The organism is Chitinophagaceae bacterium, from assembly GCA_016717285.1.
GTDB lineage: Bacteria > Bacteroidota > Bacteroidia > Chitinophagales > UBA10324 > JACCZZ01.
In genome coordinates this window covers 721,940-748,002 of the sequence record JADKFU010000005.1, presented here as the reverse complement: position 1 = coordinate 748,002, position 26,063 = coordinate 721,940, and the positions used below count along the sequence as shown (strand labels likewise).

21 protein-coding genes, 1 pseudogene and 1 riboswitch are annotated in these 26,063 nt (G+C 40.9%); of the genes and pseudogenes, 9 read left to right on the top strand and 13 right to left on the bottom strand.

Annotated elements, in window-relative coordinates; all coding sequences use genetic code 11:
- Positions 1-53: 53 nt before the first annotated feature.
- The 4 genes from IPO83_12965 (at position 54) to IPO83_12950 (ending at position 4,448) form a co-directional block, all read left to right on the top strand.
- Positions 54-506, top strand: a complete 453-nt coding sequence (locus IPO83_12965) for a hypothetical protein (protein ID MBK9732174.1) — start codon at positions 54-56, stop codon at positions 504-506.
- A gap of 134 nt (positions 507-640) precedes the next feature.
- A complete protein-coding gene (mtaB, locus tag IPO83_12960; protein ID MBK9732173.1) occupies positions 641-2,014 on the top strand; it encodes a tRNA (N(6)-L-threonylcarbamoyladenosine(37)-C(2))-methylthiotransferase MtaB in 1,374 nt (457 codons plus the stop codon).
- Positions 2,015-2,193: 179 nt separating this feature from the next.
- The gene (locus tag IPO83_12955) at positions 2,194-3,372 is read left to right on the top strand and encodes a prolipoprotein diacylglyceryl transferase (protein ID MBK9732172.1); all 1,179 of its coding nucleotides are present in this window, start codon (positions 2,194-2,196) and stop codon (positions 3,370-3,372) included.
- 35 nt (positions 3,373-3,407) lie between these two features.
- Complete coding sequence (locus IPO83_12950) at positions 3,408-4,448, top strand: DUF3089 domain-containing protein (GenBank protein ID MBK9732171.1); 1,041 nt, start codon at positions 3,408-3,410, stop codon at positions 4,446-4,448.
- Here IPO83_12950 and IPO83_12945 read toward each other — a convergent pair.
- From IPO83_12945 to IPO83_12905, 9 genes are all read right to left on the bottom strand, one after another.
- Positions 4,440-4,733, bottom strand: a complete 294-nt coding sequence (locus IPO83_12945; protein ID MBK9732170.1) for a rhodanese-like domain-containing protein — start codon at positions 4,731-4,733, stop codon at positions 4,440-4,442. The genes IPO83_12950 and IPO83_12945 overlap by 9 nt on opposite strands.
- A 46-nt stretch (positions 4,734-4,779) precedes the next feature.
- A complete protein-coding gene (thiH, locus tag IPO83_12940; GenBank protein MBK9732169.1) occupies positions 4,780-5,916 on the bottom strand; it encodes a 2-iminoacetate synthase ThiH in 1,137 nt (378 codons plus the stop codon).
- A gap of 230 nt (positions 5,917-6,146) precedes the next feature.
- Positions 6,147-6,917 (bottom strand): thiazole synthase, encoded by a 771-nt coding sequence (locus IPO83_12935; protein MBK9732168.1) that lies wholly within the window; start codon positions 6,915-6,917, stop codon positions 6,147-6,149.
- Positions 6,914-7,579, bottom strand: a complete 666-nt coding sequence (gene thiE, locus IPO83_12930) for a thiamine phosphate synthase (GenBank protein ID MBK9732167.1) — start codon at positions 7,577-7,579, stop codon at positions 6,914-6,916. Before thiE ends, IPO83_12935 begins: the two co-directional genes overlap by 4 nt.
- A complete protein-coding gene (locus tag IPO83_12925; GenBank protein ID MBK9732166.1) occupies positions 7,572-8,348 on the bottom strand; it encodes a hydroxymethylpyrimidine/phosphomethylpyrimidine kinase in 777 nt (258 codons plus the stop codon). Before IPO83_12925 ends, thiE begins: the two co-directional genes overlap by 8 nt.
- On the bottom strand, positions 8,324-8,953 hold the full coding sequence (locus IPO83_12920; protein ID MBK9732165.1) for a thiamine phosphate synthase: 630 nt from the start codon (positions 8,951-8,953) through the stop codon (positions 8,324-8,326). The genes IPO83_12925 and IPO83_12920 overlap by 25 nt, the downstream gene beginning before the upstream one ends.
- Before the next feature lie 68 nt (positions 8,954-9,021).
- Entirely contained in the window at positions 9,022-10,902 is a 1,881-nt protein-coding gene (gene thiC, locus IPO83_12915) for a phosphomethylpyrimidine synthase ThiC (GenBank protein MBK9732164.1), read from the bottom strand.
- A 72-nt stretch (positions 10,903-10,974) separates the two neighbouring features.
- Complete coding sequence (gene thiS / locus IPO83_12910) at positions 10,975-11,178, bottom strand: sulfur carrier protein ThiS (GenBank protein MBK9732163.1); 204 nt, start codon at positions 11,176-11,178, stop codon at positions 10,975-10,977.
- A gap of 105 nt (positions 11,179-11,283) precedes the next feature.
- A riboswitch (TPP riboswitch) is annotated at positions 11,284-11,382 on the bottom strand.
- A 195-nt stretch (positions 11,383-11,577) separates the two neighbouring features.
- A complete protein-coding gene (locus IPO83_12905) occupies positions 11,578-14,571 on the bottom strand; it encodes a PAS domain S-box protein (GenBank protein MBK9732162.1) in 2,994 nt (997 codons plus the stop codon).
- 289 nt (positions 14,572-14,860) lie between these two features.
- On the opposite strand from IPO83_12905, the gene IPO83_12900 reads away from it, so the two are divergent.
- Both IPO83_12900 and IPO83_12895 read left to right on the top strand, forming a co-directional pair.
- Positions 14,861-16,993 carry an elongation factor G gene (locus IPO83_12900; protein ID MBK9732161.1) on the top strand — a complete coding sequence of 711 codons (2,133 nt, stop codon included), beginning with the start codon at positions 14,861-14,863 and terminating at the stop codon, positions 16,991-16,993.
- 49 nt (positions 16,994-17,042) lie between these two features.
- A complete protein-coding gene (locus IPO83_12895) occupies positions 17,043-17,579 on the top strand; it encodes a hypothetical protein (protein MBK9732160.1) in 537 nt (178 codons plus the stop codon).
- Between the two features lie 41 nt (positions 17,580-17,620).
- On the opposite strand, the gene IPO83_12890 is transcribed toward IPO83_12895, so the two are convergent.
- Positions 17,621-18,949, bottom strand: coding sequence for a PhoH family protein (locus IPO83_12890; protein MBK9732159.1), 1,329 nt, complete (start codon positions 18,947-18,949; stop codon positions 17,621-17,623).
- A gap of 404 nt (positions 18,950-19,353) precedes the next feature.
- Positions 19,354-20,911, bottom strand: a pseudogene (locus IPO83_12885) (PglZ domain-containing protein).
- A 195-nt stretch (positions 20,912-21,106) separates the two neighbouring features.
- Here IPO83_12885 and IPO83_12880 point away from each other — a divergent pair.
- Positions 21,107-22,336 carry an HD domain-containing protein gene (locus IPO83_12880; GenBank protein MBK9732158.1) on the top strand — a complete coding sequence of 410 codons (1,230 nt, stop codon included), beginning with the start codon at positions 21,107-21,109 and terminating at the stop codon, positions 22,334-22,336.
- 294 nt (positions 22,337-22,630) lie between these two features.
- Complete coding sequence (locus IPO83_12875; protein ID MBK9732157.1) at positions 22,631-22,801, top strand: hypothetical protein; 171 nt, start codon at positions 22,631-22,633, stop codon at positions 22,799-22,801.
- 36 nt (positions 22,802-22,837) lie between these two features.
- Here IPO83_12875 and IPO83_12870 read toward each other — a convergent pair whose 3' ends face one another.
- Positions 22,838-23,986, bottom strand: a complete 1,149-nt coding sequence (locus IPO83_12870; protein MBK9732156.1) for a formimidoylglutamase — start codon at positions 23,984-23,986, stop codon at positions 22,838-22,840.
- 176 nt (positions 23,987-24,162) lie between these two features.
- Between IPO83_12870 and IPO83_12865 the strand changes: the two genes are divergently transcribed.
- Positions 24,163-25,269, top strand: coding sequence for a mechanosensitive ion channel (locus tag IPO83_12865; GenBank protein ID MBK9732155.1), 1,107 nt, complete (start codon positions 24,163-24,165; stop codon positions 25,267-25,269).
- Positions 25,270-25,323: 54 nt separating this feature from the next.
- Here the strand turns inward: IPO83_12865 and IPO83_12860 are convergent, their stop codons facing one another.
- Complete coding sequence (locus tag IPO83_12860; GenBank protein ID MBK9732154.1) at positions 25,324-26,037, bottom strand: DUF2071 domain-containing protein; 714 nt, start codon at positions 26,035-26,037, stop codon at positions 25,324-25,326.
- Positions 26,038-26,063 lie beyond the last annotated feature (26 nt).

Here is a 26,063-nt window from a genome sequence, read left to right as displayed (position 1 = left end):
TATTGACGTTTCCATGCAAAGATTACCTTTATGCCTTCTAAAAAATCCATTCCATGATACAAGAACTCATTAATCAACACGCTGGCGAAATCGCCGGCATGCTTGGCAATAAGTATGGCCTTGACAGTACACAGGCAGCAAGTACTGCTTCTTCCCTCACGCACGCAGTAGGTGGTTTTTTTACCGACCAGCTTTCTTCCGGAAAACTGGACCTCGGTGACGTAACAGACCTCTTCAACAAGAGCACTCCCAATGAGGGCAATGCTATCTTTACCCAGTTAAGTGGCTTGGTTTCCAAAACACTCAGCTCCAATCCCAATTTATCGAAAGACATTATTTCGAAGATTTCTTCAGGTGGACTAAATGAAATTTTGGGCCTTCTTCAGGGTGGCAAACTGGGCAACATCGATATAAGCACCATCACAAAAATTGCAGGATCATTTTCAGGTAAAGGTGGCATCGGTGATATGCTCGGGGGCTTGAGCGGATTGTTTGGCAAAAAATAATCAGGACTTTACAATCCTTAATAAAATTGTGTTGACCTCGGTCAACATCCTAAACCAATCACAAAATTCAAGGCGTTTATCGGGGGCATTAACTGGCCAGTACTGATACCTTTTCATTTCAATAATTTCACACCATGCTTTCCGGAAAAAAGATTGCTTTTCATACCCTTGGATGCAAGCTGAATTTTTCAGAGACTTCTACTATTGCAAGAATATTAGAAAAGGACGGATTTACAAAAGTGAAGTTGGAAGAAACACCGGATGTGGTGTTGATCAATACCTGTTCGGTAACAGAAAATGCTGACAAAGAATGCAGGCAGATTGTTCGTAAGGCACTAAAATATTCTCCTGAAGCACAGGTAATTGTGATCGGTTGTTATGCTCAACTCAAACCCGAAGAAATTGCAACCATTGAAGGGGTAGATCTTGTATTGGGTGCAAAAGAAAAATTCCGGCTGGCTGATTACCTTAAAGTATTGCCTGCCAAGAAATCAAATTCAGAAAAAGGAAGTATTTATTCATGCGATGTTAACGATGTGCTCTTTTTTGAAAGCAGCTATTCATTAGGTGAACGCACACGTGCTTTTCTGAAAGTGCAGGATGGCTGCGATTACAGTTGCACCTATTGTACAATTCCTTTAGCTCGTGGAAAAAGTCGCAGCGATACTATTTCGCATGCTGTAGAACAGGCTAACTTACTGGCATACCTGGGTATCAAAGAAATTGTGCTTACCGGAGTGAACATCGGTGATTTTGGAATACAGAATCCCTTATCAGGAAAAAGGCCGGAAACATTTTTCGAACTGGTTAAAGAACTCGACCGGCAAAAAAGTATTGAACGGTTTCGCATTTCATCTATTGAACCCAATTTGCTGAAAGACGAAATCATTGAATTTGTCGCGCAATCAAAACGCTTCATGCCGCATTTTCACATTCCCTTGCAGTCAGGATCAGATACTATTTTAAAAAGGATGAAACGTCGTTATGTTTCTACTCTGTATACAGAACGCGTTGCAAAAATAAAATCGCTGATGCCACATTGCTGTATTGGCGTAGATGTGATTACCGGATTTCCAGGGGAGACTGAGGAGGAGTTTATGAAGACTTATCAGTTCATCAACGAGCTTGATGTGAGTTACCTCCATGTATTCACTTATTCAGAACGCGATCATACGGAAGCAGCGTCCCTGGATGGAAAAGTTCCCATACAAATCCGGCAAGAACGCACCAAAATGCTGCGCATTCTCTCAGAAAAAAAGCGGCAGGATTTCTACCAAAAGCAAATTGGTTCAACGAGAAATGTGTTGTTTGAAAATCCATCGTCACCAGATTATCAGGAAGGCTTCACAGATAATTATATCAAGATAAAAGTGAAACAGAATGAATCGCTTGCCGGTGTATTATCTACCGTACATCTGAAAAAATTGGATGGCGATTGGTTGGAAGGGGAATTAGAAATTGAACTTAAACCAACTCCTGCAGATCGCCCAACAGTCATGCTTTCCTGAGCGCTTTGCTAAGAATACTTTAATCCGATGAATAGCCGCCGGCAATTACGTTCAATTATTTACAAACCTTCCGTTCCTTCCACTTCCCCGAAGTTTTTCATCTTTGCAAATCAATACCAACAACAATTGAACGATTGCGCTGAGTTTTACGATTTCATTTTTTCATTCATTCATATTTCATGTACCCCAACTTAGGATACCTCTTCGAAGACCTTTTTAATACCAAATTAAGCGGACCGTTCACATTGCTGTATGCGCTGCAGAGTTTCGGATTTATGATGGCCATGGCATTTCTGGCTGCAGCATGGACATTGTATCTTGAAGTAAAGCGAAAAGAAAATGAAAAGTTATTGCTGCCTGTTCCACGCAAGGTGATAATTGGCGGACCTGCAAGTGTAGCAGACTTAGTTATAAATGGTATTACCGGATTTATCATCGGATTCAAACTGATTGCAATTGCACTTGATCTTAAAGATTTTACTGATAATCCTCAGTCCTTCATCCTCTCATCGAGAGGAAACCTGATGGGTGGTCTCGCAGTGGGTGCATTACTGGTCTACCTCAAATACCGTGAAAAGGAAAAAGAGCGGCTGCCGAAACCGGAAGAAAAAATTGTGCAGGTGTGGCCACGGCAAATGATCGGCGACATTACGATTGTAGCTGCCATCAGTGGTTTACTCGGTGCCAAGGTTTTTGATAACCTCGAACATCTCGATGCATTCCTGAAAGATCCAATTGGCTCTATGCTTTCCTTTAGCGGACTGGCTTTCTATGGGGGGCTCATTTTTGGTGCAGCAGGTTGCCTTTATTTTTGTTATAGAAATAAGTTATCAATGCTGCACATGCTGGATGCCGCAGCTCCAGGCCTGATCCTGGCCTATGGTGTCGGCAGAATTGGTTGCCAGGTTGCAGGAGATGGCGATTGGGGAATTGATAACCTCAGTGCAAAACCGGGTTGGTTTATTTTTCCCGATTGGGCCTGGGCTTTTAACTATGCCCACAATGTAAACCAGGATGGCATTCCAATTCCGGGTTGCGAAGGAAAGTATTGTTACATGCTTGCAAATCCTGTATTCCCCACTCCGCTCTATGAAATAGTTGCTTCCTTGCTGATCTTTTCTTTTTTATGGATGATCCGGAAAAGAATAACCATTCCGGGAATGCTGTTTTCCATCTACCTGATTCTTGGTGGCATTGAACGTTTCTTCATCGAAAAAATCCGTGTTGACATCAAATATCATATTGCAGGATTCACTGCTACACAAGCGCAAATCATTGCGATCTTCATGATCGTAATAGGCATCGCAGGAATTATTTTCTTTCGTAGAAAAACTTCCCGCTCGCTTCCTGTCTCATGAGTTGCGGTTCATTTCTTATTTCACTCACCCGCTTTATGATTAAACAATTCTCACTTTTGTTCCTGATAGTTGTACTTACTTCGTGCGGATCAAAACGATATTTGCTGGAAACCCGATTCGAGGAGAGTCCTGTTCCACCACCCCCGGATTACAGCAACGCGGATATGTGGGCAGCCCTTCCTTCAAAAAAAGATCCGGCAGATAGCTTACCAGGAAAGAAATTTACAAATGGAGAAGCCACAGCAACAGTGGATGTTTTTTTTATTCATCCTACCATTTACACTTATAAACCGACTACGCCTTTTCAATGGAATGGTGATGTAAATGATGCAAAGCTCAATTCAAAAACAGATAACAGCACCATTCTTTACCAGGCAAGTGTGTTCAACGGATCATGTAGTATTTATGCTCCGCGCTACCGGCAGGCACACATCACTGCCTTTTATACTGCAAAAGAAAATGATGGGAAAGAAGCTCTCGCCATTGCGTATGATGATGTAAAAGCTGCCTTTGAATATTATTTAGAACATTATAATAATAACAGACCTATCATTATAGCATCACACAGCCAGGGAACATCGCACGCTTATCATTTGCTGAAAGATTTTTTCATGAACGATACTCTGAAAAACAGGCTGGTGGCCGCATATATAATAGGTATGCCCGTTAATCCTGATTCGTTGAAATTTTTACCACCCTGTAATGCCCCTGATCAAACAGGTTGCTATTGTACCTGGAATACGTTCGCAAGGGATTATTATCCTGCTTACTACGACAATGGATTAGTACATGCGATCTGCACCAATCCGCTTTCATGGACTACTGATTCGATCTATACTGCGGCAAGCTTAAACGAAGGTGGAATACTCAGGAACTTTGAAAAAGTGCATCCGAATATTTGTGATGCACAGGTGCATGCAGGCATGTTGTGGATTAATAAACCGGATTTTCCCGGAAGCAAAATTCTGAATTTCAAAATTTACCATCTCGTGGATTATAACCTGTTCTATTCCAATATTCGCACAAACGTGCAACAGCGGATTGATACGTATTGGAAAGCGCAATCTTTACATTGAAAGATAAGCGGTGATGCCGCCTTTCAGGTTCAACAGGTTTTCATAACCATATTTTTCCTGCAACCGTTGAATGGCAATGTGACTGCGCAAACCCACTTTGCAATAAATGATCACAGGTTTGTCTTTGTCAATTTTATGAATGTTCGACATCAGTTCATCCAATGGAATTAATTCACCTCCAATGTTTACAGCTTCACGTTCGGCAGGTTCCCGTACATCAATCAGTTGATAATTAATTCCTTCCTGCATCATCAACTTCAGATCAACTGGTAAGATTTCTTTAATTATATTCTTATCAGGAAGATTCATAAAACATAGTCTAAAAAAAGTTTTAAAAAGACCGGTCCCAATCTTTCCACACAGGTTCATAACCCTGCGATGCTATCATCGCAGCAACTGATTCAGGGGAACGTTCATCAGAAATTTCGAATTGTTCCAGAGCATGCAATTCACCAGCATAACCTCCGGGATCAGTTTTCGAACCGGCACTTATAGAAGTGATGCCTAATTTAATTGCATGATTACGGAAGACAGGTGATTCACGTGTTGAAAGTGAGAGCTCTACATTTTCATTGAAGATTCTGTACGCGCAGATCAACTGCACCAATTGTTTATCCGACATCGGATGATTTGGCTGCTGACAACCAACAGCAGGTCTCAGTCGTGGAAAGGAAATAGAATATTTTGTTTTCCAGTAATTTTTTTCGAGGTAGTCAAGATGCAACGCTGTAAAAAACGAATCCACTCTCCAGTCTTCCAATCCCAACAAAGCACCAAGGCCCATGCGATGCACACCGGCATTGCCTAACCTGTCGGGCGTTTGCAGACGATAATTGAAGTTGCTTTTCTTTCCTTTCGGATGATATAATTTATAATTCTCTTCGTGATAAGTTTCCTGGTAAACAAGCACTGTATTTACTCCCGCATTAATCAACAGTTCATATTCATCCTGTTCCAACGGTTGCACTTCCAGCATAATGTTGGAAAAATATGGACGTATCAACCGGATCATTTTTTCAAAATATTCCGTGCCCACCGTTTGATTCGCTTCACCGCTCACCAGCAGAATATGATCGTATCCGAATTTTTTGATCACCTCCACTTCGCGCAATATCTGCTCTTCATTCAGCGTCACGCGTGCAATTTTGTTGTCGAAGCTAAACCCGCAATACGTGCAAATATTCTGGCATTCATTCGACAGATACATGGGAATGTACATCTGCAGCACCTTACCAAACCTTTTTAATGTAAGACGATGACTTAATTGCGCCATTTGTTCCAGCATGCTTTCAGCAGCAGGAGAAATAAGCGCCATAAAATCTTCCGGTGTTCCGTTTCCTTCTTTCTCCAATGCACGCTTAACATCTCCGGCATCCATTGAATAAATACGTTCAGCTACTTCATCCCAGGAATATTGTTCGAAGATGTTTCGGAAATCTTTCGTTATCACGGAATTTACTGCTTGCATGTTTTTCTAAATACGCTTGTTAATTTGAAACTAAGACGATCATTTGTGGTGAAAAACGCCTGCTTAGTTGTTGTGCGTTCAAAGAATTGGCATTGGTTCTACCATTATAAATCTTTGCGAGCTTTGAGTCTTTGCGAGTAACATTTTTTCGCGCGAAGGCCCAAAGCCGGCGAAGAAAAAGTTGCCTTTGACAAAATTGTTTTTCGTCACCATATCATTCAGGTTTACTTTCACTCTTCTAAAAATGCTGTAAGCGGGCTACTTGCGGTTGCAAATTCAGATGCAATGCCAAGCTTCGATTCATAGGCAATTCTTCCTGCTTCTACTCCTAATTTAAATGCTATCGCCATGTTTACAGGATGTTGTGCAACTGCAATTGCAGTATTCACCAAAACAGCATCTGCACCCATTTCAAGTGCAGCCGCTGCATGCGAAGGAGCACCAATACCGGCATCAATAATCACAGGAACTTTGCTTTCACGGATTATGATTTCCAGCATGTCTTTCGTTTGCAAACCTTTATTTGAACCAATCGGCGCACCCAAAGGCATTACCGCCGCAGTACCGACATCTTCCAAACGCTTACACAAAACTGCATCAGCATTAATGTATGGTAACACAATAAATCCAAGCTTCACCAGTGTTTCCGCCGCAGCCAATGTTTCAATGGGATCCGGAAAAAGATAGCGCGGATCAGGATGAATTTCGAGTTTCAACCAATTTGTTTCCAACGCTTCGCGTCCAAGTTGCGCAGCGAGTATAGCTTCCTTCGCATTCCGTGCACCACTCGTGTTGGGTAAAAGTTGAATGGGTAGTAATTTTAAATAGTTGCCCAGGTCTTCTTCTTTCTTTGCCACATCCACCCGCTTCAATGCAACAGTTACCATTTGAGTGCCTGAAGCTTCTATGGCTTCCGCCATCGTTTTTTTAGAACTGAATTTTCCGGTTCCCAACAATAACCGTGATTGAAAATGCTGGCCTGCTATAATGAGATCTTTCATGTGTTGACTTTTTCGTGATTTGAAAAAGAATTTTTTACTGACTCCAAAAAATTAATTAAAGCATTTCGGGGATTTGCCGCTTTATTAATTGCAGATGAAACTGCTATGCCGTTTACGCCAGCAGCTATCAAATCATTTACGTCATTCAATTCTATGCCACCAATCGCAATCACGGGCAATTGAAAAGAATGTTGCTGCATCAGCTTCATAATGCTGATGATGCCTTCCAACCCCAATACTTCATCAAGATTTATTTTTGTGCTGGTAAAGCGAAATGGTCCGAGGCCCGCATAATCCACGTTTGCATCCCGCAGGCTTATCAGTTCATCCCATGAATGTGCAGACCCACCAATTAGTACATCTTCGCCTAAAATTATTCTTGCCGCCTTCCAATACATATCTTCCCGGCCTAAATGCACTCCGTCTGCTCCCACTTCTCCCGCAATTTCTACATGGTCGTTAATAATCAGTTTAACTCCTGAATCATATGTAATCTTACGCGCCATTGCCGAAATTTTCATATAGTCATCAGTTGATTTGTTTTTCATCCGCAACTGAATCCATTCAATGCCGGCATCGCACGCCATCCGCACTTGCTCTATATGCGAAAAATCCGGCAAGTCCTGCGTGAGATATTGCAACGATGAAATTTTTCTATGCATGATTTGCAAATTGTTTTATGGAATGATGTGCTCCCAACAAACCCGGCGCGCTCTTCAAAAATTCAAAAGTGTAAGACTTTGCCAGCTCACAACTGCTTCTTAAATCATTGCCTGATGCAAGAAATGAAGTGATAGCGGCAGCTAAGACGCAACCTGAACCATGCTTTTCAAAACCATTCAATAACATGGTATCGTAATTGTAATTTTCATTTTCCTCAAACAGGATATCCTGCACTCTTCCATCGGGATTTTTATAACTTTTCAGGAAAACATGGGTAAATGATTGCAGTTTTTCTGCCGCAACGAAAGCATCTGTCTGCTGCAACAATGCACACACTTCCTCTGTATTCGGTGTAATCAAAAAAACATTTTTGCAACATTCAAGAAAACCTGAATAATGGATAGCGGTATGAAATTCAAATCCTGCAGATGCCTTTAATACAGGATCCCAAATAATCTTTACAAACGGAAAATTCTCTTTCAGAAACAGGAGTATTTTAATGAGCACCTCAAAATTCTCTATAATTCCAATCTTCATAACATCAACCTCATATTTCTCAAGCAGTAATTGCAATTGCGAAATTATTTCTTCACTTGAAATCCATCTTACACTTTGAAACTGATCTTCTGTTTGTACAGTAATAGCACTGCAAACCCCAAGTCCATAAACTCCCAGTTGTTCAAAGGTTTTTATATCGGCCAGAATTCCGGCTCCTGCTGAAGGATCAAATCCTGCCACGCTGATTACGTAATTCCGTTGCTGTTGCATAACTGTTGAATGCGTTTAAATTTTTCTAAGGGTTCCTCTGATTTCCAGATGCTGCCCAATAGGGCAACTCCATAAAATCCGATTTCCTTCGCCTTTTCAATTCTTTCTTCATCCACACCTCCCAGGGCATAGACTTTATAATCTGATTTCCTTATTACATTCAGTAATGAATCTTCATGAAATGTGCTTCTGTATCCTATTTTCGAAATACTGTCGAACACCGGACTCAAAAAAACATATGAATATCCCTGATGCTCCGCTTTTAAAGAACCAAGTGTGTGGAATCCTGCTGTAATTTCAAGATTAGGTCTTCGGATTTTCAGGTATTTACGCATCATCCATGTTCGCAAAAAATTTTTTCTGCGGTGTTGCTCAGTAACATGAATGCCAGCGAGATTATATGTAACACTTAGTTCATGATGCGAATGGATCACGATCCTGTCACGATATTGCGGAGGAACGTGATCAAGATACTTACGTATTTTATTGGTTGAATATTTGGGCTTCCGTAAATGAAATCTTTCGAGTCCTGCTTCAAATAATGCTGTAACCGTTTTCAATTCATCGGCTAATTCATCCGGGTCTGAGATCAAAATCAGTTTCATCTGGCTATTTTTTTAAAACAATCACACTTCGATAAAGACCTCTTAACACACTACCACTTTCATATTGGTTATTGCTTCACATAAATTTCACCACCGGCATCTGCAAATTCTTTTGCTTTCTCTGCAAGTCCCTTTTCAATCAACTGTTCTTCATTCACCTTCAGTTGTGCTGCATAATCACGCACTTCCTGTGTAATTTTCATCGAACAGAATTTAGGTCCGCACATGGAACAGAAGTGCGCCACTTTAGCATTGTCGGCAGGCAACGTTTCATCGTGAAACTCGCGTGCCGTATCCGGATCCAGTGAAAGATTAAACTGATCTTCCCATCGAAAATCAAAGCGCGCTTTGCTCAATGCATTGTCGCGAAGTTGTGCTCCAGGATGGCCTTTAGCAAGATCGGCAGCATGCGCGGCAATTTTATAAGCAATCACGCCATCTTTTACGTCCTTTTTATTAGGCAATCCCAAATGCTCTTTCGGTGTCACATAACACAACATCGAACAACCGAACCAACCAATCATCGCAGCGCCGATTGCAGATGTAATATGATCATAACCAGGAGCAATATCTGTTGTAAGCGGGCCCAAAGTATAAAACGGCGCTTCATGACATTCAGCCAGTTCTTTTTCCATATTCACTTTTATAAGTTGCATGGGTATATGTCCCGGCCCTTCTATCATAGTTTGAATATCATGCTTCCAGGCAACCTTTGTCAGTTCACCCAGTGTATCCAGCTCAGCAAATTGCGCACGGTCATTGGCATCTGCAATACTGCCGGGACGCAATCCATCGCCTAATGAAAAAGAAACATCATACGCTTTCATGATATCGCAGATGTCTTCGAAATGCGTATAGAGAAAACTTTCTTTGTGATGTGAAAGGCACCACTTCGCCATGATACTGCCTCCACGCGAAACAATTCCGGTTACGCGATCAGCAGTAAGCGGAATGTAACGTAATAAGACTCCGGCATGCACAGTGAAGTAATCAACACCTTGTTCTGCCTGCTCAATTAATGTATCACGATAGATTTCCCATGTTAAATCTTCTGCTACACCACCGGTTTTTTCAAGTGCCTGGTAAATCGGAACTGTCCCGATAGGTACCGGTGAATTGCGGATGATCCATTCACGCGTCTCATGAATATTTTTCCCGGTAGAAAGATCCATAATAGTATCGGCACCCCAGCGACATGCCCAAACCGCCTTTTCAACTTCTTCTTCAATAGAAGATGTTACTGCAGAATTGCCAATGTTGGCATTGATCTTTACTAAAAAATTACGCCCAATAATCATTGGTTCACTTTCCGGATGATTGATATTGGCGGGAATAATGGCGCGTCCTTTTGCAACTTCATCACGTACGAATTCAGGTGTAATAAACTTATCAGGAATATTTGCACCAAAACTTTCTCCGGCATGTTGCTTTCTCAGTCCATTATACTGATCACTCAATTCATTTGAACGCTGATTTTCGCGGATAGCGATGTACTCCATTTCAGGCGTTATGATTCCCCTTTTAGCATAGGCCATTTGCGAAACGTTGTTATTCGCTTTTGCCCGCAGCGGCTTTGGAATATTTTTGAAATGGATGTTGCTGAGCTGGCTGTCATTCAATCTCTCATTCGCATACTCTGAAGAAAAAACAGGCAATTCCTCCACATCTCCTCTCCCAAGAATCCATTCGCGCCGTAACCTGTGCAAACCTTTGTGAACATCTACTTCAACATCAGGATCAGTAAACGGACCACTAGGATCATACACGGTCACTTTCACTTTTTCTTTCTTTATGGTACCATTCCTGGTTTCAAATTCATCTTCAGTGGTAATCTCGCGCATGGCAACTTTGATGTCATGAATTTTGCCTTTCACAAATATTTTCTTTGATGCCGGAAAAGGCGTCGTGGTGATATTTGACGCGGTAGGAAGTTTACTTTGATCTTTCATTTCGGTTGTTTAAAAAAAACTTGGAGATTAATATAAACAAGGAGTGCAATTAGTTTTCTGGTTATTTATTTTTTATCCACCCTGCGCTGCTTCAATAATGATGACTTCATCATTTTCCTGCAATTCAAAATGCGGCCACTCCTTCTTAGGCACTACTGACGCATTTACGGCAACCGCCATCCCGCTTTTTTTGTCAAGCGTTAATTTTTTAAGCAATGCTGTCAATTGTTTTTCATTTTCAAGTTCCAGCCAGTTGCTGTTGATTTTGATTTTCATGAAGCAGTCAATTATGAATTACAAGTGAACTATCTGCCATCAATAGCAAACAATCAGTGATAAGCTCAATAGTTTTAAAATCTTACAAACAGAAAACTGAAGGGCGGGATCAATTCAACTTTTCCCTTCGCAGGTATTACCCTGATCAGGTGTTAAGGGTTTGATCTCAGTCCCGAAGTAAATAGGACACCCCTAAAGTTTTCCGGAAACGAAAGTATGAAATAATCGGGTAAGTCAACTCAACTTTCCGGAAGTAAAATTCTATCTGATTTAATAGAGAAATAGCCGGGCGAGTTGAAAGGCCAAAGAGATGGTTCATCACAGAAGACCGGAAAAACATGGATAAATTTCTTGTTGCTTTCTGCGGCCCACCGCAGCGAATAAAAATAAATTCCGGGCTTATAATTTTGCGGGTGGCAAAAAAACATCGACTGTAAAATAAAACCTGCTTCCTTTTCCCGGTTCACTTTCCACTTCTATTTCACCACCCATCATATTCACCAAATTCCGTGCAATAGACAGTCCCAATCCGGTTCCGCCGTATTTGCGGGTGTGCAACGAATCAATCTGGTTAAATGGTTCAAAAATCATTTGCTGTTTTTCCTTTTTAATGCCAATACCCTTATCAATTACTTCCGTAAGTATCACCCATTTTTTTTCTTCCCGCTTTACCACTTTACTTTTTATATTGATAATCCCGTCATTCGAAAACTTTACCGCATTACTGATTAGGTTTACCATCACCTGGCGGAAACGCATTTCATCACCAATCACCACGATTGGTATTAGAGGGTCTGTTTTTAAAATGATTTTAAGATGCTGTTCTTTTGCCTTGATCTTGAATGAACGCACGAGGTCTTTCATCAGGCCGGTGAAATTAAATTCCGCATTCACCAACTCAAGTTTTCCGGATTCTATTTTTGAAATGTCCAGCAGGTCGTTAATCAGCATGAGCAATGAATCAGCAGAATAGCGGACGATATGAAGATACTCATGTTGCTCAGAAGTAAGTTTGGACTGAAGCAATAAGTCAGCGAAGCCCATGATGCCATTCATCGGCGTCCTGATTTCATGACTCATGTTGGCAAGAAACTGGCTCTTGGTCTGGTTGGCTGCTTCTGCTGCTTCCTTGGCTTCCCGCAACGACTTCTCAAAAATCTTTTGCTGTGTGATATTTCTGCCCAACACAGAAACACCGATAATATTTCCATCTTCCACCCTGATCGGATTCAGTGAATATTCCACGAAATAAATCTTATCCTGAATATCATATTGATCTACTATACTGAAGGACTCTCCTTTCAGAGAGCGTTCGTAGCGTGCAAGCCACATGGAGGCGATAGGTTCCGGAAAACCATCCGTGATCAACATACCTTGCTTCATCGTGATACCATAATACTCCTTAAATGCAAATGCAATCGGCTTATTGAAGTTGAGAATTTTTTTATTTTCATCAACCGACCAGATGGATTCTTCGCGGTTTTCGATAAGCGCAATAAGTTGTGCCTGGCTTTTTCTTACGGCATCTTCCATCGCCTGACGTTCTGTAATGTCAACAGCAGTGCCCACAATACTTACCGGCATATTGTATTCATCCCGCACCAGCTTTCCTTTTGATTCAATCACAATGTATTTTTCATCATTATGTTTCGCCCTGTAAACATCCTGAAACATTGGTGTTTCGCCATACAAATGACGCCGTAATTTGATGAGCAACCCTTGAAGATCTGAAGGGTGTACCGTTTGCTGCCATTCATCAAAATACTGTGGTGCGCTATCAGTGCTGTACCCGAACAGCTTTCTCCATGATTCATTATAAGTGACTTTGTTGGTGATCAGGTTCCAGTCCCAGATTCCTACCTGTGTTCCCGCTATTGCAGCTTTCAGCCTTACTTCACTGCTGCGCAACGCACGTTCAGCGTCTTTTCTAGCCGTAATATCCATGATGCCTACTACACGTACCTTCTTACCCTGATAAATATGCGAACGGGAATAAACTTCAATGTCGAATTTTTTTCCGTCTTTCCTTACACCTGTTAATTCTTCCTGAAAACTTTCCTGCAGCATGACCTTGCGTTTCAGGTCTTTATTCAAAGCTATATCATACAGCTTCAGCATTTCTTTTCCTTTGAGTTCATCTCCTTCAAAGCCAAACATCCGTTGTGCAGCATTGTTAAAATCAATCACCTTCCCATTTTCATGAATGATAATGGCTTCGCGGCTTTCTTCCATAAAATACCGCAATCGCTCACGGCTGAGCAGCAATGATTTTTCCGCGTGTTCTCTTTCCGCATTGTCTTCTGCAATGGTGGAATAAAAATCCACCTCATTGTTTTCATCAACGTGTACAAGAATCGTCTGAGACACCGGTATTTCACGACCATCCTTTGTTTTAAACTTTGTTCGTCCTTTCCACGAACCATCTTTTACCGCGGCAGGCAGACCCTTTTTAAATATTAATTCTTCCGTTGATTTAGTCAGCAGATTCTTCAACCCCAAACGTGAAAGATCTTCGTCAGCGCCATAACCAAGTAAATAACGGCCTGCACGGTTCATGTAACGCAAACCTTTCCGATCAATCATGGCAACTATAAACGGGCTGGCCTCAATAATCGACACCAACCGCTCTTCTTCAATCCGCTTCTCCCGCATCTCGGAAATATCTTTTAACAGGATGATGCGGATCCGTTTTCCCAGATATTCGATTGTTTTGCCCTGGAGCTCAATAAACTGAAGCTGGCGCTTAAGATTATAGACTTCAAGTACAATAGGAGCTAGCTGATTATTTTCAATGTTATCAATGATTCTGTGATGTTCTTTGGGAGGTGCAAAATCAAACACTGTTTTCCCGATCACCTGCTCACGGCTATAGCCGAACATTTTCAACGCAGCATCATTAACATCAGTGATAACTCCTTTCTCGTGAATCAATATTCCCTCTGAAGTAACTTCGAGTAAGAAACTCAACCGTTCGTCACTTCTTTTCAATTCCTCCAACTGCTGTTTTCTGCCTGCTATATCCCTCAATGAAATCAATCTGCCTGATGGAAGTCCGTGCTCATACTGTAAGGGAATTGAACGGACTTCTGCCCAAAAACCACTTTCATCTTTCCTTTTAAGAAACAATTCAGCCGATGCCTTTTTATCTGGCACACAACATTCTTTGAAAGCACGGTAATCCATTTGCCAGGCTTCCGGCACGAGCTTCCCCATTACCTCTTGTTGCAACCATTCTTTTCTGGTATAGCCGGTAAGTTCGCACATGCTGTTATTGACCTGCACAATCAACCCACCAGTTTCTTCTATTGCAAGCGCTTCTTCCAGGCATTCAAAAATTTTGAAATAATTGATGTCGGTAAATAATAAATTGGATAAATCAGGAGGGCTGGACATCTGTAAAGAGAGCTGCTATTGAAACACGAATTTAGGAACATTTTCATCGATATTGCTGATTGAAATATGCTTGTTGAAAGGGTTGATCATGGAAGGAACCCTCATTTTAACTGCATGACTTAAACACCGATAGTTCATTATACAGGGTTCAATTTGTTTGGTGAATTATTTGGAATCGCATGTTTCTTTTCTATTTTTACCCATACCTATATTACTGATTGCTTCCTTTTTTTGATTGTAAATTAATTTCCACCTGAAAATTTCCATCACATAAAAAACCCATTTCTTCATGAAAGTCTACGACGACAAGCATATTAAAAACATTGTATTGCTCGGTGCCTCCAAATCAGGAAAAACCACCCTGGCAGAAACCATGATGTTTGAGGCAGGACTGATTAACCGGAGAGGTTCTGTTGAAGAAGGGACAACAGTTTCTGATTACCACGACATTGAACAACAACGTGGCAATTCGGTATACATGACTTTTATGCATACCGAATGGAAAGATTATAAGATCAATATAATTGACACACCTGGCCTTGATGATTTTATCGGAGAAGTAATTGCTGCCCTTCGTGTATCAGATACCGGTATCATGGTGCTCAATGCACAAAACGGAGTTGAAGTTGGAACAGAACTGATCTGGAACTACGTGAATCAATTCAACAAACCTGTCATGTTTGCCATCAACCAGCTTGATCATGAAAAATCAAATTTTGAAGAAACCATTGAGCAGGGAAAAAAACGGTTCGGAAATGCATTTACCATCATGCAGTATCCGGTAAATGAAGGAACGGGATTTAATGCCATCATCGATTTATTGAAGATGACGATGTACAAGTTTGGGCCAAACGGAGGCAAACCGGAGAAATTACCCATCCCTGATTCGGAAAAAGCAAAAGCGGATGAGCTTCACAACAAACTCGTGGAAGTTGCTGCTGAGAATGATGAGAAACTGATGGAACTTTATTTCGAAAAAGGGTCACTCGATGAAGATGAATTGCGATTAGGCATCAAAGAAGGTATGATGAAACACCATGTATTTCCGGTGTTTTGTCTTTCTGCTAAAAAAGACATGGGCTCCGGCCGCATGATGGGTTTCATAGATAACGTTGCGCCTTCAGCCACTGAAATGCCTTCGGAAAAATCTACCGATGGAAAGGATGTTCCCTGCAACCCAAATGGTCAGCCGGTTGTGTTTGTCTATAAATCATTGATTGAACCACACCTTGGAAATCTTTCCTTATTCAAAGTTATTTCAGGTGAAGTGACGGCTGGAATTGATGTGACCAATTCATCGAACGGAAGTGTGGAAAGAATCAATCAGTTGTTTATTCTGGATGGAAAAAACAGGAATCCGATTAACAAATTGACTGCAGGTGATTTGGGAGCAACACTCAAATTAAAAAATACACAAACCAACCAGACGCTTTACGGAAAAGGTGGTCCCATCACTATTGCACCCATCGAATTTCCCGAACCGAGAATCAGTGTAGCCATTATCGCGAAAAATAAAAATGATGATGAGAAGATTGGTACTGTACTCGCCGATATTCACCGCGAAGATCCTACACTTACCATTGAATATTCACGTGAGCTGAAACAAGTGATCATGCATGGCCAGGGTGAATTGCATCTGCAGGCAATAAAGTGGCGGTTGGAAAACATTTATAAGATGCAGATTGATTTTGAAAAGACTAAGATTCCCTACCGCGAAACTATCCGCAGAGAAGCACGCACTACGTACCGTCATAAAAAACAATCGGGCGGAGCAGGTCAGTTTGCCGAAGTGGCTATGATGATTGAACCCTACCGGGAAGGATATAAAGTGCCCGGTGATTTTACATTGCGTGGAAAAGAAGAAATTGATCTGGACTGGGGCGGAAAACTGATTTATCACAATTGCATAGTAGGTGGAGCTATTGATACAAGGTTTCTTCCTTCTATTTTAAAAGGCATTATGGATAAGATGACAGAAGGTCCCACTACCGGTTCGTATGTACGCGATATCAATGTGTATGTGTTTGACGGAAAAATGCACGCCGTTGATTCAAACGACATGGCATTTAAACTGGCCGGCATGATGGCATTTAAAGAATGCTTTCAACAAGCCGATCCGAAATTGCTGGAACCGATTTATGACCTGGAAGTGCTTGTGCCGGAGGAACAAATGGGCGATGTTATGAGTGATCTTAACACACGCCGTGCTGTAATTATGGGTATGGATGCCAGCGGGACTTACCAGGTAATTAAATCACGCGTTCCCTTATCAGAACTTGATAAATATTCAAACACACTCCGCTCACTTACGCAAGGGAAGGCAAGTTTCAAAATGCGTTTTGCCGCTTACGAATTGGTGCCGGGCGAAATTCAAAAGAAACTTGCGGAAGACTATCAGAAGCATGCGAAGGATGAACATTAGTTTAGTAAAAATATAAAGCAGGAAGCAGGAACTTAAAAAAATTGGTGTTGTGAAATTTACTGGTTTGATCTTATGTGTACTTCTTTTTACAGCCTGCCAACCCAAAGCTGATATTTCTACGATTGAAAATCCGATGAATGGCTTTTCACCGGAATTGAATGATTCGATGCGTGGCGCGGCTACTTTGCAGGAACTGGCAGACTACCTTTTTCTTTCTCTCAAAGATGACATCACATTTGAGCAACTCTCAAGACTCATTGCGGATTCAGGAAACGTTGCTATGATTTACGATCTTACCAACTCCGATAAAAAAGATGCGGACCTTAAAGCCATTGCAGATTCCGCCCGGAATCAATTGCAGCGCGGATGGAAAAATACCCGGCATGAAGCGGTTGAGTTAAAGGTGAACTGGACAGATGCTACGTTTACAAAACTTCAGATTCAGGATATTGAAAACCAAAAACTGCCCACCAAAAAAATAATGCTGGAGTGTAAATCCGGAGGCGAAACTTTAAGAGCCAACGCACGCTGCCTGAAAATTGGCGACAGGTGGTTTATTGGAGAGGATATTAAATTTGGAGTGTAATTGCTACGAAGCACACCTATCGGGAAAAGTCCCTGCTCTTGCTACAATAAATCATTCGCCAAATTCGCCAACTCACTTCGCTCACCACGTTCCAATGTAATGTGAGAATAGATCCTGCTGCCTTTTATCTTATCAATCAGATAACTTAATCCATTGCTTCTGGAATCAAGATAAGGCGTGTCAATCTGGTAAATATCTCCGGTGAAAATGATCTTAGTGTTCTCCCCTGCCCGTGTGATGATGGTCTTCACTTCATGCGGTGTCAGGTTCTGTGCTTCATCCACAATAAAAAATACATTGGAGAAACTTCTTCCCCTAATATAAGCCAGCGGACAAACCATCAGTTTTTCATTCTCCACCATGTCGTTGATCTGACGGTACTCTTTGTCCTTTTCGCTGAAACAATTTTTAATGTACTTCAGGTTGTCCCACAACGGTTCCATGTATGGGTTCAACTTGCTCTTGATATCTCCGGGCAGATAACCAATGTCCTTATTGCTGAGCGGCACTATCGGTCTTGCAAGATATATCTGGTGAAAATTGCGTCGTTGTTCGAGTGCACCGGCCAGTGACAAGAGTGTTTTTCCTGTTCCTGCAACACCTTGCATCGTAACAAGACTAATGTTCGGATTCAGGATCGCATCGAGCGCACAGATCTGTTCAACGTTGCGTGGCTGTATCTTAAAAGCCGGTTTCTTCTTTACCAGTTCCAGCATGCCTGAAACCGGATTGTATACAGTAACCACCGAAGTTTCATGGTGATTCAGTGTGTAATAATGATTCGCAACAGGTTTTGATTTTTTGAAGAGTAAGGAGGCTTTACATTGTCCTTCCTGGAACAATAGATTGAGCACCTGCACCGGGAATTTATCCAGCACTGTTCTGCCTGTATATAATTCATCGGTACTTTTTATTTTTCCTGTCTCATAATCCTCTGCCGGAAGGTTCAGTGACTTCGCTTTGATGCGCAGGTTAATGTCCTTCGTTACCAGTACCACCTTTCTTCCCGGATTTTCCTTTTGAACGCGAAGCGCTGCATTTAGAATTTTATGATCCGCTTTTACTTCGCCAAATATGGCATCGGTATCCACACCATTCGGATGACCCATGGCTATCTTAAACATGCCATGCGTTTTCCCATTGATGTTTACCCATTGCTGCAATGAATCATTCGTACTCGCCTTATCAATATAGCGGATGAATTCACGCGCTGCGAAATTTTTATCATCATTGCCTTTCTTGAAGTTGTCAAGTTCTTCAAGTACCGTGATGGGTACTACTACATCGTGCTCTTTGAAATTGCGTATGGCAGTGTAATCATAAATAATCACGGAAGTATCGAGCACGAAAATCTTTCTATCCTGGTCCATAGGCGAGATAAAATTTTCATAAAGCTATTGATGCTGATGATACAATAAATCATTCAATGCATAAAGAAATACACATGCTGATGTTAGCCGTCCGGAAAAATGGATTTCAATGCGATTACTTTGATGTCTAATTAAAATATCAATCCTGATTCAAAATGGGGATTGCTCTCCCCTAGAATGTTGGTTTAAACCTGTAGCAACGATTAGAGTGCGTTTGAAATATAGGATGACGCAGTTGATTAGTTTGTAATACTATTATCCGGCTCGCCGCAACCATTTAACCATTTTGCAATTTGGCCATCGAGGCAAATTTCTAAACATAGTATGACGTCGTTAATTATGTTGCGAAATACTTCTCCGGTTCGCCGCAACCATTTAACAATTCAACCAATTTGCCATGCACGTTACTTATTCGTCATCCTGATCACCGGAATAATCATTTCTTCCAATGAAATACCTCCGTGCTGAAACGTATTGCGGAAGAGATTAACATGATAATTATAGTTGTTAGGATACACAAAGTACTTGTCTTCCTTCGCAAAAATAAAGGTGGAACTCACATGCGGCTTCGGCAAGAAATAATTCATGCGGGTTGCGTGTTTCTAAAACATCTTTCGAATTGTAGTTCAGATTTCTTCCATGCTTGTAACGAAGGTTCGTTGTAGTATCACGATCACCTATCACTTTGGAAGGCTCTTTTACCCTTATGGTTCCATGGTCAGTAGTGATCACCAGGTTCACTTTCTTTTCAGCAATACGCATTAGCGCATCAAGCAATGGTGAATGTTCAAACCACGAATGTGTGATGGAACGGTAGGCAGTTTCGTCATTCGCCAGTTCTTTCAACACATCCATTTCTGTTCTTGAATGCGAAAGCAAATCCACAAAGTTGTACACGATCACATTCAGATCGTTGTTGAGCATGTTGTAGATGTTGTCAGAAAGCAACTTGCCATCGTTGAAATTCGTGATTTTTGTATAGCTGAACTTCCAATTTTTCTTCGTACGGATAATCTGATCTTCCAGAAAATCTCTTTCATGCAGATTTTTTCCACCCTCTTCTTCATCATTCAGCCAGAAATTGGGAAATCGCTTTTCAATCTCCAGCGGCATCATGCCGGCAAACATCGCATTGCGGCTGTAATGTGTTGAAGTAGGAAGAATGCTGTAATAGGTTGATTCATCTGTCAGGCGAAACGATTCTGAAATAGTTGGTTGAATCATTTTCCACTGATCAAACCGAAGGTTGTCTATAAGAATTAAAAAAGTAGGTGTGCCCGGTTCTATATAAGGAAATACTTTTTCCTTAAAAAGATTATGCGACATCGTTGGTGTATTTTCATCAGGCTTATTAAGCCATGTCTTGTAATTCTTCACAATGAACTTACAAAACTCAGTATTCGCTTCCGACTTTTGCATGGCCAGCACATCCCGCATACCGGCTGTTTTTGACTTGTCGAGTTCCAACTCCCAGTAAATAAGTTTACGGTACACATCAGCCCATTCTTCATGATTGAGGCCCATGCTGATGCGCGAAAAGATTTGTTGAAATTCCTGCTGATAAGATGAAGTTGTTTTTTCACTGATCAGCCTCCTGTTATCCAGCAATTTTTTCAGCGTCAGCAATATCTGCTGTGGCTTTACCGGTTTAATCAGGTAATCGCTGATCTGCGAGCCAATCGCATCTTCCATCAGGTTTTCTTCCTCACTCTTGGTAATCATTACCACAGGAATAGTCGGTTGAATAGCTTTGATATCGGTAAGCGTTTCCAAACCACTCATGCCCGGCATCTGTTCATCAAGAAAAACAATGTCCAATACTTCTTCCTTACATTTTTCAATGGCATCTACGCCATTGCTTGCTTCAATGATGTTGTAGCCTTTCTCTCTTAAAAAAAGAATCTGTGGTTTCAGCAACTCAATCTCGTCATCTACCCAAAGGATAGTAGGTTCATTGGCCATGTGTTATTTGATTTTAAAAGGTAAATTGAAAAATAGTAGCTGTAGGCGATAAGAGAAAATCTAAAAGTTTAAATTGCTGACTTATTTACCACGATGTAAGCGATGATGAGCAGCACCAATGAACAATGATTTATGAAAAACGTGCGGCTTGTGGTTAAATTCATGCCAAATTTCGCATAAAAAATCTGAAGTAGCTTGAATAAAAGAAAAATCATCAACGATCCCGTTTATGGATTTATTTCCATACCAACTGAATTAATCTTCGACCTGATAGAGCATGCTTACTTTCAACGTTTGGGCAGAATCAAACAATTAGGACTCACCTATCTTGTATATCCCGGTGCTCAGCATACGCGTTTACAACATGCATTAGGTGCAATGCACCTGATGACACAGGCACTGGAAGTGCTTCGTTCTAAAGGCGCATTGATTTCAGGCGAAGAAGCAGAAGCGGTAACAATTGCCATACTGCTGCACGATATCGGACACGGACCTTTTTCCCACACCCTTGAAAAATTATTGATTAAAGGTACATCTCATGAGCAGCTTTCCATCCGGATGATGGAAGCGTTGAATAATACATTTGATGGAAAACTTGGGATGGCATTAAACATCTTTCGCGGACAATACAGCAAACCATTTTTGCATCAGTTGGTATCCAGTCAACTCGATATGGATCGCCTCGATTACCTTAACCGTGATAGTTTTTTTACAGGAGTAGCGGAAGGAGTGATCGGTTATGACCGCATCATTAAAATGCTTACTGTTAAAAATAATGAACTGATGGTGGAATCAAAAGGCATGTATTCCATTGAAAAATTCCTGATCTCACGGAGACTGATGTATTGGCAAGTGTATCTTCATAAAACAGTGCTTGCTGCTGAACAGATGTTGGTGAAAATTATTGAGAGAGCCAATGAAATTTCCGTTAAGAGAAATCTGGAATCCACACCTGCCCTTTCATGGTTTCTGAATAAAAAAAATGCAAGTGCTTCTGAAACATCAAATGATGAATTGTTAACCCGGTTCTCCGATCTTGATGATACAGATATCATAAGCAGTATAAAAATGTGGCGGCAGGATGCAGATCCAATACTATCATGGCTCAGCAGGCATCTGTTAATCAGACAACTATTTAAAATTGAATTGAGAAATACACCTTTTGAAGAAACCGAGCTAACGGTAATCAGGCAAAGAGTACTTCAACAAAGCAATATCGCTTTAGAAGATCTTCATTATTTTGTTTTCACCGGAACTACAAGTAACCACGCTTACAGTCCCCAATCCGGTCCTATCAATATACTTTTTAAAGACGGAAACGTCAAGGATGTAGCTGATGCTTCAGACCTCCTGAACATCAGAGTATTGCAAGATCCTGTCATAAAATATTTTATGTGCTATCCGAAAGAAATGGTTGATCAATAATTTCTACAAATTGATGAAACCAACATTATTTATTTTGAGAAATCAGCAGAGTTTTTCCTGATTTTCCTATCAATATCTATTCTGACCTTCACATGACAAATTTGAGGGTGTACAAAAATCCATAGCATGCTCTGATCCGTAAGTGATTCATTACAAACTAATTGAATAAGATACTTTCAACTTCTCATTTCTCCCGTTCAGCAGAATTAATTTTAAAACAACCGGGCGCTGAAAATATATTTAAGGATTGGAATTCTTTTTGTTTAGGATTTCGCTTTTCAAAACACTACCTCTATGCGCACAGAAACTGATAGAACCATGGATGCACTTCCGGAGGCCTCTGTATTCCTGATTGCATTGATTCTGGATGGATTTTTTAAAAATGAAGGTAACCAGGCACCACCTGTTTATGAAGACCCGCACATGGCGAATCTCCTCGGTTTTCCTGCGCTCTGTTATAACTAATCGCTAAACAATTAAACTAATCAGTGAGTAGTACGGTCAGGATAGTTTTTGATAAGCCTTAATCCATCTTTCAGGAAGTTCTTCCCTGCAGGCCATTTGATAATCGTTATAAGAACATGGAATAAGGTGAGACTTTTTTTGGTTTCTCGGTTTGTTGCCGGAAGGCACTTCCATCCACCAACGATCGGTCTTTTTACTCTTCCAGAAATTCATTTCATATTTATTCTCTTTAAAGTGAATCGTGAATTTCACAAAATCTGAATCATCATCCTTGGGGTAATCATTCTTCCGGTTATAATAACCATTCATAAAATACCATATAATATCCGCAGACAGTTGAACAGATTGACCTCGTTCGTCTACTGTAGGATTGCAACCATAAATGCCAAACGAATCCACACGGTCGCCCTGGCCTGCATAACTCGCGAGTTGGCAAGCTTCTTCAGCAAACAATCCGTTGGGTGTGGCATTCCGGTTACCAGGTGAATCACTGTAACGAATGGCCGACATATCAAAACTAAATAGATTGGTGCCGCGAAGGACAGGTTCCATATCTTCTATGTTTGATCTCACTTTGCCAAGCCGGTAGCTGTCAAAATGTAGCTTATCCAGCAGTTCAATGGCACTTTGTGAAGACAGGTGCGTTTGATAACCAATATGGCTGAAATTGAAAATGTAAGAAGGTTCATAGCTCAGTGTGTTCAGCAAAAAACCTTCATCATCCATCTCCGGTTGCTCTTCTTTCAAATCGATAGTGTTGTCTGCAACAGTCATATTAATAATTCTGCCCAGGTCGTGATAAGCGCCGAATTGACCAAAAGTCAGATCATGGCTTCCACCTATAATAACTGGTAATACCTTCAGATGAATCAGTTCATTTACCACTTTGCTGAGGGCTACATAGGTATCCCGGATGGTTTCTCCCATCTCTATATTTCCCAAATCAATAATTTTAGTTTCTCCGGCGATATTTGCCCGTGAAAACAATTGCCTTCGAATCAAATCCGGTGCTTCCGCGCAACCATTGTTTCTCACTGACCCACGGTCTTCTTTAACTCCAATTAATGCAAGGTGCATTCCTTCAGGATTCAGATCGCTCACAACACTAAGCCCAAGCTGGTTCGCTGCATAATTTTCACCTGCTAACAACTCTGCAGGTGCCTGTTGCAAAAACTCTTCAAACATGTGGTTTCATTTATTCGCTGTAAAAATAGAAATCAAATGTCAAAAGAAGAGGAGGCTTTAAATGTTCGAAGGGTTTATAATGTTTGAAATGTTTAAAGCATCGCTTGTTCCCGCACTGTTTTATACCAGATTCTCTTAAAAAGTGAATTAACTATTTTTGACGTAAATATTTTTGAATGTCATCCTTCTTTAATTTTGAAATTCTTGACAACTCCTACGAGCGTATTGGTTGGTTCCTGATCATCATTCTTTTCGCTTTTGTCTTCAGCAGGTATTTATCGAAATTTTTAAGCACACTGATCTACCGCCTGATCAGAAAGTACACGAAAGAAAGTTATGGTCACAAATTTTACGCATTGGTAGCACAACCATTGCAATATCTTGTTTTGCAGCTCATCATACTTACAGCTATTGAAACACTCAACTATCCGGAACGATGGATAATAACTTTCTGGAACCATCCACTGCAAACGCTGATTGATGAAATTCTTTGGACGCTGGTATTAATCAACTTCACCTGGTTTTTACTTCGCTTTGTTGATTATGTCGCTTACATTTTGCATGAGCGCGCCTCACTCACCCCTTCCAAAACGGATGATCAATTAGTGCCGTTTGTGAAGGACGCTCTAAAGATTTTTATTGTGGTGAACGCACTATTCGTTCTGTTAGGCGGTGTGTTCGATCTTGATCTCACATCGTTGCTTGCCGGATTAGGAATCGGTGGATTAGCTGTTGCATTTGCAGCCCAGGAAAGCATCAAAGATATTTTTGGATCTATCACGGTATTTCTCGACAAGCCATTTGTAGTGGGTGATGTAGTTAAAATTGGGGAGGTGGAAGGGAGTATTGAAAGAGTAGGCGTTCGGAGCACGCGCATTCGTACCAGTAGCCGCACCGTGGTCACCGTTCCGAATAAAAAAATGCTGGATACAAACGTGGACAATCAGACACAACGTGAACATCGGCGGATTCGACAAGTAATTGGATTACCCTATCAAACTACTGAGCAGCAACTCAAAAAAATTACGCTTGAACTAAGACAATATTTTCAGAATAGCGCTGATATGAATCAAGACTATGTTGTAGTATTTGATGACTTTGGAGAAAGCTCAATGAATATCCTGATCATCTATTATATCCCGTTTGTCTCCTTTGAGGAACATTTGCTGCACAAAGAGAGGGTTAACTATGAGATATTAAAGATTGTGGAAAGAAATGACAGCAACTTCGCATTTCCAGTAAGGGAAATCAGGATGGACCCTGAGATTTTCAGGAAGCAATAGTTCAATCCGCATAATTTGGGAATAATTAAGATAACGCTTAAGTAGACAGCTCAATTATTTTAGGGTCGAACCGTGGCCAACACTAACTCCTGAACCATCTGCCATAAAAACAGACAGCGGTTTTGCATCACTCAAAAAATCAAAATCATTTCCATACAATTCACTGAAACGACAGGAAACAGTATAATCAATAGACGGAAAAAAATTCCACTTCGGATGCTCCACTTTATATTCTGTAGTCTTGCTTTCATGCACCCGGTTGTATCCCCAATAATGTTCAGCAATAAATTCCTCCAGGCTTCCGGCCTTCATTGCAATAGGTGATTTATTAGTTGTAATTCCCAATTCATCCCATGATCCCTTGTATTTCCAACCGTAATTCACTTGCAATACTTCATCACGAATCACCTGATGACGCATTGGCATAGCTGAATAATGTTCCTTATACAACGTATTTGCAACAAAAGCTATGGCATGTTTTGGAACAATCTCCCTCACAAACACCACTCCTCTTCTCCATTCATTGTTGACTTTTCGCTTCACATAAAACCGGAGATTCACCTCTTCAAAATTTACGTGAAAGGGAATTTTTAAACCTAATACTTTTGTGTTCAGAAATAAAAAACCCACAAGACTTACATAGTGAATGCCATTGTAATTATCCAATATGGTTTTGTGAGGTAAGTGAGGTAGCAGCACAGCCGGATCAATTTCATAATTGATCATGAGGAGATTTTTCCATTCGGCAGTAAGGAAGGCCTTGTTCATACTACAGACTTTAACAGCATATCAAC

Excerpts from the sequence above, each read along its gene's own strand:
- IPO83_12965 (MBK9732174.1), top strand. The coding sequence starts at position 54 with ATGATACAAGAACTCATTAATCAACACGCTGGCGAAATCGCCGGCATG.
- mtaB (MBK9732173.1), top strand. The coding sequence starts at position 641 with ATGCTTTCCGGAAAAAAGATTGCTTTTCATACCCTTGGATGCAAGCTG.
- IPO83_12955 (MBK9732172.1), top strand. The coding sequence starts at position 2,194 with ATGTACCCCAACTTAGGATACCTCTTCGAAGACCTTTTTAATACCAAA.
- IPO83_12950 (MBK9732171.1), top strand. The coding sequence starts at position 3,408 with ATGATTAAACAATTCTCACTTTTGTTCCTGATAGTTGTACTTACTTCG.
- thiH (MBK9732169.1), bottom strand. The coding sequence starts at position 5,916 with ATGCAAGCAGTAAATTCCGTGATAACGAAAGATTTCCGAAACATCTTC.
- IPO83_12935 (MBK9732168.1), bottom strand. The coding sequence starts at position 6,917 with ATGAAAGATCTCATTATAGCAGGCCAGCATTTTCAATCACGGTTATTG.
- thiE (MBK9732167.1), bottom strand. The coding sequence starts at position 7,579 with ATGCATAGAAAAATTTCATCGTTGCAATATCTCACGCAGGACTTGCCG.
- IPO83_12925 (MBK9732166.1), bottom strand. The coding sequence starts at position 8,348 with ATGCAACAGCAACGGAATTACGTAATCAGCGTGGCAGGATTTGATCCT.
- IPO83_12920 (MBK9732165.1), bottom strand. The coding sequence starts at position 8,953 with ATGAAACTGATTTTGATCTCAGACCCGGATGAATTAGCCGATGAATTG.
- thiC (MBK9732164.1), bottom strand. The coding sequence starts at position 10,902 with ATGAAAGATCAAAGTAAACTTCCTACCGCGTCAAATATCACCACGACG.
- thiS (MBK9732163.1), bottom strand. The coding sequence starts at position 11,178 with ATGAAAATCAAAATCAACAGCAACTGGCTGGAACTTGAAAATGAAAAA.
- IPO83_12905 (MBK9732162.1), bottom strand. The coding sequence starts at position 14,571 with ATGTCCAGCCCTCCTGATTTATCCAATTTATTATTTACCGACATCAAT.
- IPO83_12900 (MBK9732161.1), top strand. The coding sequence starts at position 14,861 with ATGAAAGTCTACGACGACAAGCATATTAAAAACATTGTATTGCTCGGT.
- IPO83_12890 (MBK9732159.1), bottom strand. The coding sequence starts at position 18,949 with ATGGACCAGGATAGAAAGATTTTCGTGCTCGATACTTCCGTGATTATT.
- IPO83_12875 (MBK9732157.1), top strand. The coding sequence starts at position 22,631 with ATGCGCACAGAAACTGATAGAACCATGGATGCACTTCCGGAGGCCTCT.
- IPO83_12870 (MBK9732156.1), bottom strand. The coding sequence starts at position 23,986 with ATGTTTGAAGAGTTTTTGCAACAGGCACCTGCAGAGTTGTTAGCAGGT.
- IPO83_12865 (MBK9732155.1), top strand. The coding sequence starts at position 24,163 with ATGTCATCCTTCTTTAATTTTGAAATTCTTGACAACTCCTACGAGCGT.
- IPO83_12860 (MBK9732154.1), bottom strand. The coding sequence starts at position 26,037 with ATGAACAAGGCCTTCCTTACTGCCGAATGGAAAAATCTCCTCATGATC.